This is a genomic window from Vannielia litorea, assembly GCF_018424695.1.
Lineage (GTDB): Bacteria > Pseudomonadota > Alphaproteobacteria > Rhodobacterales > Rhodobacteraceae > Vannielia > Vannielia litorea_A.
Map to the genome: position 1 here is coordinate 251629 of NZ_QTNQ01000001.1, position 7798 is coordinate 259426.

At 57.0% G+C, this 7798-nt stretch carries 5 protein-coding genes; 2 read left to right on the forward strand and 3 right to left on the reverse strand.

Annotation, left to right across the window (positions count from 1 at the left end; all coding sequences use genetic code 11):
- Window positions 1–561 precede the first annotated feature (561 nt).
- From DYI42_RS01235 to DYI42_RS01245, 3 genes are all read right to left on the reverse strand, one after another.
- Complete coding sequence (locus DYI42_RS01235) at window positions 562–4494, reverse strand: hypothetical protein (protein ID WP_213544074.1); 3933 nt, start codon at window positions 4492–4494, stop codon at window positions 562–564.
- 294 nt (window positions 4495–4788) lie between these two features.
- A complete protein-coding gene (locus tag DYI42_RS01240; RefSeq protein ID WP_213544075.1) occupies window positions 4789–5796 on the reverse strand; it encodes a nucleotidyl transferase AbiEii/AbiGii toxin family protein in 1008 nt (335 codons plus the stop codon).
- A gap of 2 nt (window positions 5797–5798) precedes the next feature.
- Complete coding sequence (locus DYI42_RS01245; RefSeq protein WP_213544076.1) at window positions 5799–6395, reverse strand: DUF6088 family protein; 597 nt, start codon at window positions 6393–6395, stop codon at window positions 5799–5801.
- A 261-nt stretch (window positions 6396–6656) separates the two neighbouring features.
- On the opposite strand from DYI42_RS01245, the gene DYI42_RS01250 reads away from it, so the two are divergent.
- Window positions 6657–7529 (forward strand): SIR2 family protein, encoded by an 873-nt coding sequence (locus tag DYI42_RS01250; protein WP_213544077.1) that lies wholly within the window; start codon window positions 6657–6659, stop codon window positions 7527–7529.
- Between the two features lie 48 nt (window positions 7530–7577).
- A partial coding sequence (locus DYI42_RS01255; RefSeq protein ID WP_213544078.1) for a transposase occupies window positions 7578–7798 on the forward strand: 221 nt, incomplete at its 3' end.

The window sequence follows — 7798 nt, forward strand, 5'->3', positions numbered from 1 at the left end:
TTAGAGCGGCGCGGTATCTTCTTCCTGTGACCTCTCGGCCTTGTCCGCTTCCGCCAGTGGCGGAGACCTCGACTGATCTCACAGCCCGAAAAGCCCCCGTGCTTTTCGGCTGGGCAGAGCAGGGGAGGGCGATAGCCCGTCCTGCGGCCGGTCGGCGACCCGACACATGGGGCCGGAGCGGTGAAATCGGGAGGGACCCATGCTCCCGCGTGGGAGGAACCGGATTTCTCCGAGGAGGCTGGCGCGGAACGCGACACCAGAGCCCCTGTTCGGGGCGCCGGCAGGATGGCAGGCGGATTCAAGGAATTGAGACCTGCCAGCCGGGTTAGAGCAGAGCGGAGATCCGGCTGACCGCTGGATAAAGTGATCGCGCTCTCGCCCGCGATCTCATGTGAAACACGCACGAAGGATCGACACCGAATGGCGGAGACGCGAGTTCGCGGCTCCGGGTGCAGCCAAGAGCCTGGTCAGCGCCAGAGCGCTGGCGTGCCAAAGCAGAAAAATTTACCAAAAGTATATATCAATCAAAGTGTTATGAGCTCTTTCCCCCAAACGCTTGACCTAACAATCATCCGGCGCACCTGGCTGCGTGACATCAAGCACAAATACATCGATGCGACCACGCAAGTCGTCCGGCAACTGTGTTTCAATCGCTGCCCGAAGGTCTTCAGCGGACTGAAATTCGTGGCGGCTCGACCCGGCGACGACCACTTCGGGACCATACCAAAGAACAAGGAAAATGCCCTGTTCATCAGCGTCTGGATGCATGGCATATCGATCCGCCAATTGTGTTGCCGCTGCCCCGAACAGATCGCGGTGCCATTGGCCCTTGCCTTCGATGACAAGCATCCGCGGGGTTCCATTGACCAGGCGCGTCGCAGTGAGGTCACACCTGTTTCGCTCTTCAAGCTGATGCTCCACCACGTCGTGGATATCTAAAGGTGCCAAACGGGGGCGAAGCCATGCAGCGACCCGCGCCATTCCCCGAACTTCATTCAACCGAACACCGCCGTCGTAAAACTGATCTCTTAGCCCGGTGTGACCCGCCAGAACATCTCTCTGCAGCTCTTGGAAGAGATCCATAACCAGAGTACGCGTTTGCTCGACGCTGGCGGGCAAGCCTGCGTCGATAAAGCTTGCGACTTCGGCCGGTCCAGGACGCGTGGTCGCCATTGCCGATCTGCGGCGAAGCTCTGCACGGATGCTGCGAAGATCATTGAAGGAGGGAGCCATGATATCTTGTGTGAGAAGTCTCTCGATAACCGGCAACGCAACGTTCGGCTCATCACGACCGATTTGCCAGATGGAGTCTTTGAGGTACCGATAAGCCGTCTCACCTCTCGGACTGCCGGTGCCCCAGCTCGATGGAAGAGGGACAACAGGCCAATGAGGCCGATAGGCAAGCTGTATCCGTTCAATCTTTGTGGCGGACAGCGTCGACCAAATCCCTTCCCCCTCTCGACCTCGATCCCGACGGCGCTCCAACCAAAAAACAAGGTCCGGATTGCGGGCCATATACGCCCAGACCTCCGGATTGATGTCCTCGCCAAACCAGAAATCGCGCATGAACCAAAATTGACGCTGCTCTTCGAGCCTGTGCGGCAAAACCCCTTCGTTCAGGGCAACACAGCGGTCACGGACCAGGGCCAGGAGGGCGTCGCGGTCTCCAAAACTCGCGGCCATATCGAAGAGCGACTCGAGGGTTTGGATCGGAAGCTCTGAAAATCGCTGTAGCCATTCGAGCGGAAGTGTGGCCCTCAGGTGATTGAGCACAGGCTCGCGGTGTAGGATATGGAGATCACAAAACCCGCTAGCCGCTTCCAGCGAAGGTTCAAGATAGGCCCGCGCATAGGCCTCGCTTTCCTCGAGGGAGAGCTGGACTTGTCGCTGCACTTCGGCATGAAACGCCTCATGCTCACCTTCTGCATAGGTGTTGTAGCCGCCAGTGTCAGGCAGGATGGCTGTAAAGACCTCTGGCGACACCGCATCTAAGGACCCAGTTGCCCGATATTCGGCAAGCGCGCCAGCGAGAAAGATCTGAATCCAACCTCTGGCATCTCCTTCACCTACTTCAGAGATTGTTGGGCAGCGATCGGATAGGCTCACAAGGCATTGCCGAAGTGTGTTTTCCGGATCGAACAGACCATGGGTGACTTCAGGCAATTTCTCGGGATCAATGAGATAGGCCCGCGCGAGATTATGTGTCCATCCAACGTTTTCGCCTCGTTCAATAGAGTCCCGGTTTTCACAAAAGAAGGCCGTGTTGGCAGCCTCGATCCGCTGCTCGCGTCGCCGCCGACGCGCCTCAAATCTATAGCGCCTCGGTCGTTGTTCCTGCCAACTCTCTCGTCTTGCACGGTTCAACCAAGCCCATTCTCTCATGAGAACAGGCTTCTCAAGTGCCTGCTCGCGGCAGTAACGCCTAAACGCGTCAGGGCCCCGGGTCGACGCTTCCCCATAGTAGCGGTGGCCGCTGATGAAACGGCCCCACAAAGCCGGATTGTCGTTCTGGAAAGCGAGGTCCACCAGATGGCGCTCGTCACCTTCACACAGACTCAAGCCTGAGTGCCCGTAGTGTCCGATTACATCGAACAGCACATTGAATATCTCGTCTCGGTCGGTGAGCCCTGCAAAGGCACGCTCATGCAGCGCCCGTCTCAGGGTGTCATCTCCCTGTAGCACTTCAACCGCACGGCTTTGCCCCGCACCCATTTGACTGTGGTAGTGCAAGTTGCAGACCCAGCCCCAGATATGGCCCGGGTCGTGAGGACCCGCAGACAACTCGAAATAGCGGTCGAGAAGCATTCCGACGATCTTGCTCACGCCATCCCGGCAATGGCAGGCATGCCGGTCGTTGTCGCAGGTGCACTGCAATTCGTCTGTCAGATCGTCGAGCAGCCGGACACAGGTCTGCTGATCAATCTCGCGCGTAAGACGTTTCAGGAAATACCGCTCTTCGAAGGTTCGCGAGCGACGACGCCCCCCCTCGGTCGGGTAGAGCGAAGCTGCGGCTCTGAGAGTTGCGAGGGCTTCATCGTAAGGAGCTTGGGGTCCGAGGAACATCAGGATTTCTGACGAGAGCCTGAGTGCGTCGACTGTGCCGTCAGTAATTAGCCTTTGAAGAGCTTCGGTTGGATCGTAATCGTCATCACTCAAAACGCAGGACAAAACATCAAGACGCGGACCAATGCCTGCATCTGCATCAAACAGTATGGCTTCAAGCTCGGTTCTCAGATCGGGCACGATCGGAGAACCGAGCAGCAGTTCGAGCAAAAGCCCCCGCAGATGTCCGTCGCCTTCTTGGGCGAGGATTGGCCGAAGGGCTTCCAGGATGTCCGGCGTGAAGAAGCCCGATGCGCGGAACGTGCGCCATCTGTCGCTTCGCCGAAAATAAGGGTCGTCTACATTCAGTTCTGCGAGCGCGTCAAGGAGCGAAATGCGTGAGGCCGATGTCAGCCTAGACGGATCGCCATTCGACAAAACCGCGTAGGCATCAAGTGCAATAGCGGCATCCTGAACGGCCTGCGATCCAAGCGCCGCCATCCATCCAAGAAGACCTCGCAGATCGTCGCGAACCACGCCGTTCGGGGCGATGAGCGCCATGGAACGAGACAGATTTAGCCGCGCGGTAGGGTCGTCGATAAGACCAATCAGATGCTGCGCCGCGCCATACTCGGCAACGATCCGATGCACTGGTTCGTGCTGGTTGGCAGCGATTCCAGGTCGAAATAGCTTAGTTGACAGAGTTGATGCAGGGCCATCACCATCGAGCCCAATCGTTTCAAACTGCGGATGCAGGTCGTCTTCGGCGATGTCTCCAACTGCGACACCGTCTGCTCCTGACAGGAGAAGTTTTGCAAAAACCTCATTTGCCCAGGCAATTCGCCTGTGCCGGGCTGGCGCACCTGCGGTAGCCACGTTTGGGTTCGCTTCCCTGGCGAGGTGTTCGATTGCCAACGTGAAGACGTCTGAGCGTGAGGGAAGGTGACCATCGGCCTCGACATAGGCTCCTGCGAACAGCCGAAGAAACTCCGGATTGCCGAGAAGGTGATGGAGGTCAAACCGACTGATGTCTTCTGCGAATGCGTCGAATGACCAATCAGAATGAAGATGATCAAAGAGCAGCCGCTGTTCGTTAGTCTCCAGCGGAACGAGACGGACTACCTGCGGCTCAACTCCAAAAAGATCGCCGATGAGCCGGGTCTTCGCATCTTCCCATTCGCCGGAGCGGCTGGAAAGCAGGACCCTACTCGGTTCCGCATCGCGGATGTGATGCAGAATGTCGAGGACGCGCGCATCTCCGATCCGCGCCACTTCATCAAAGGCGTCGACCACCAGGGTCGAGCCGCCCGGCCCCGGGCGGAAAGCACTGGCTCGGACGCGCCCGGCCCCGACCCGATCAGCGATGCTATTCAGTAGCGCAGTTTTACCCGCACCTGGCTCAGCAAGCAGGATCACAACTCCAGGCGCTGCCAGAAGTTCATCTTCCGGCAAGATCAAGTCTCCATTGAGAAGCCTGCGGGGAATATGAAATTCGCCTGTAATTTGCTGCCCTTTCGTCGAATTCTATTCATTAAATCACGTGTTTGGGACCCGATATATAGTCTTCCTGCTAGCGAAGGAGTAGGTGGAAATTCCCAGATCGGAATCCCGAGAGGCTCGGTGGAAGCCGCCGAGCAACGATCGCTTTGCCCTTACGCCACAGCACGAATGAAAAAGATGTCAGCCCAGAAATGCCCTCAGAGCTACCACCAGCTCGAAAAAAAGCCGCGCTACTAGGCAAAATCATCAGCTGTTGATTTCGGCCTCGAAAGCTTCAATTGCACTCAAGATGTCATCGAAACCCGGCGCATCCCCGATGATCATCTCCCGCATGCCAGAATAATCTCGTCGCAAGGCGGCGGTAAGTTCCGCATTCGGTATCAATCTCAGCGATCCTGGTTTGGCGGCTTCGTAGTTGGCCCAGGCGGCTTTAAAGAAAACCGACTTGTGATGCGCGACATGTTCCAGCAAATCAAGGCTGCCGACAGCACGCCCCTTGGCCTCGTGGCCGATGAGCTGGGCCATGTCGTAGTAGTGGCGTGACATTCGATCCGCCAGGGGTTTGGTGGGATCCTGATGGAAGAGCATGTGCAGGATTGTGGCTTTCTCCCAAAATGTCCGCTCAACACCCAGCACTTTAACATCTACCACGCCAGATCCCAGCAAATCAGGAAAAGCCTGATGAACATATGGCGATATCTCACGAACCTCGGATGGCAGGTGGACGCCCCGCGCTCCAAACTCAAACCGCACAATAGGTTTAACGTAACCGCCGGCACTGTCCGACAAGGATGGATAGGCGAAGAGCAGGGTTTGTGCGTCGCCTGGGTCAACTGTCAGGGCGAAACCCTGTTCCAGACTGGCATCGAAAGCGGCCTGAATCTCAGCCAAAAGCGGGCCAGAGACTTCCGCCTCGGCCGCATCCTGCAACTCTTGCAATAATTGCTTCTGTTTCTTTCCGGACAGATCGGGGTTTTCAGGATCGCGGTCACCTTCGAAACCAAGCTGTGCCCGATCTAGGGATAGATCCACATCTTCCGAGAAGCGATGGATCACGTCATAGGCCTTGGAAAGGGAAGTCCCTCCTTTGAAGATCATGTGATCACCAAAGGAGGGCAGGGCGAAAAGCTGCTTCAGGGACCAGCAGACCCAGAAGTCTTTCTCAATGATAGCCTTGGACATCCCGAGCCGCGCCGCTGCCTCCTGGAAAGCCTCGTCTCTTTGTTCAGGGGTGTCGTTGGCGAACTGATCCATGCTCAGGCGTGCGCAACGATCTGCTGCACAACAGGATGCATCCAGGCCGGTACATGCTTGCTTTGCTTAAAAAGCAAAGCTCGATCCTTGTCATCCAGAGAACGCGCCAACTTGCCAATCACCTGATCATCGATCCGATCCTTGCCGACATAACGCAGCGCCTGAAACACGGCACCGGTCTTCTGGCCGGCACCAATCAGCGTCTTGGAGGACGCATTGCGGAACTGGATCACCTGCCGACCGATTGTCTTTACCCGTGTTGGGCCATCAGTCATGTAGGTCGGTTTGGACGGCACCTGGGTTGAGAGTCCCAGCTGATTGGCCGCCATGGCGGGGGAGGGCTGCAGGACCTGGTTGTCCTTGCGGGCCACAGCCTGCGCGACATCGTCCGCGGACGGCGACAGATAGCCAAAGCGCGGGCTCTTCTTGGGATAGTCATAGAGCCCACGTGTTAGGCGCCGGATCACTCCTTGATCGGCCAGACGCGACAACGCCTGGTCCACACTGGCGCGGGACCCGATGTCCAGAAAATCCGGCGGCGCAAAGACTGCTCCGCGGCCCTTCCCAATGATGCGTTGTCTGATCTTCGATGTGATCATCGGTCTATCTCCTTGTCAGAAAATATAGTATGTTTTTCTGAAAGTCAATGTTGCAGAGCGCACATCTAAAGCCGCCTCGAAGGGCGAGAAGCGAAAGTTCGTTGCGGGTCGATGTAGTAACTTGTCAAGAAGAAGGCGGTCATTAAAAATCGGCCTGCCGAGGTCGACAGATTAATTGAATTCCGTACAGCATTCCAGTGATTTACGGCGCGAAGCAGGTAGTCTATTGTAAACCCTGAATTGTATGCCAAGGTGGTAATTTTGAAAACGTTCTGGGAAGGCGAACCTACAGGCAAGAAGGAGTTGCTGCGGCTATTGACCCGCGAAGGCAAGTGGCTGCGTTGGGACGGAGAAAAAGAAGACCAGGACGACCCCAAAAAGAAACCCAAGGCCGGATGCAAGGATCAGGTTGAAGAAGCCCTTTTGGCGGCGCTGCACTCGACCAATGTCGTTGTGCTGCTTGGGTCCGGGGCGTCCTTCTCGGCCAAGAACAATGGCGGGCCGAATGCGCCGGGGATGTGGCACCTGTGGGAGGCGGTCAAGAACGGTTGCGGCGAAGCTGCTTTCAACGAGGTTGCGCAATCCGTTATCGGACATGTTCCTGCCGAAGGTGAGGAAAACATCGAGGCTCTATTGAGCTTGTGTAAGATGTCCATCGAGTTGCTGGAAGTTAGGGCCGAAAAAGATGCGGCCTTCCCTGATCGCGCCAGACTGGAGCAGCTGAAAGAGTTTGTGGCCACCGCAGAGCGCGAAATCCTGGCTAAGGTCGGTTTCGTGCGCAGTGACACGGAACTGCCTGCGCACACCGGGTTTCTTCGCAAATTCGCACGCCGATCACCAGAGAAACCCAGAGTGAAGCTGTTCACTACGAATTACGATCTGTGTATCGAGACTGCGGGCCTTCGCCTCGGCGTCGTGCTGATAGACGGATTTTCCCATAGCGCAGAGCAACGGTTCAACCGCGATCATTTCGACCATGATATCGTGCGGCGGGCCGCTTCCAGTACGAAGGCTGACTACCTCGACGGTGTATTCCACCTCTACAAGCTGCACGGTTCGGTGGACTGGCGGCGACGGTCGGATGATGTCGTCATTCGATGTCCCCCGTCAGCACCTTTGGAACATCTGATTTGATTTCGTAACGGAGGGTTTCTGGCTCATCGTAACCGCAAAGGAGTGGAGATGAGACAGAAACCCGGAACGCGGAAAGAGCCCGCCGAGAAGGTCGTAAAGGATATTCGGCGTCGCACCAGGAAGCATCATTCGGCCGAGGAGAAGATCCGGATCGTGCTGGAGGGCCTGCGCGGCGAAGACAGCATTGCCGAGTTGTGCCGACGCGAGGGGATCGCGACGAGCCTGTATTACAGCTGGTCGAAGGAGTTCCTCGAGGCCGGCAAGAAGCG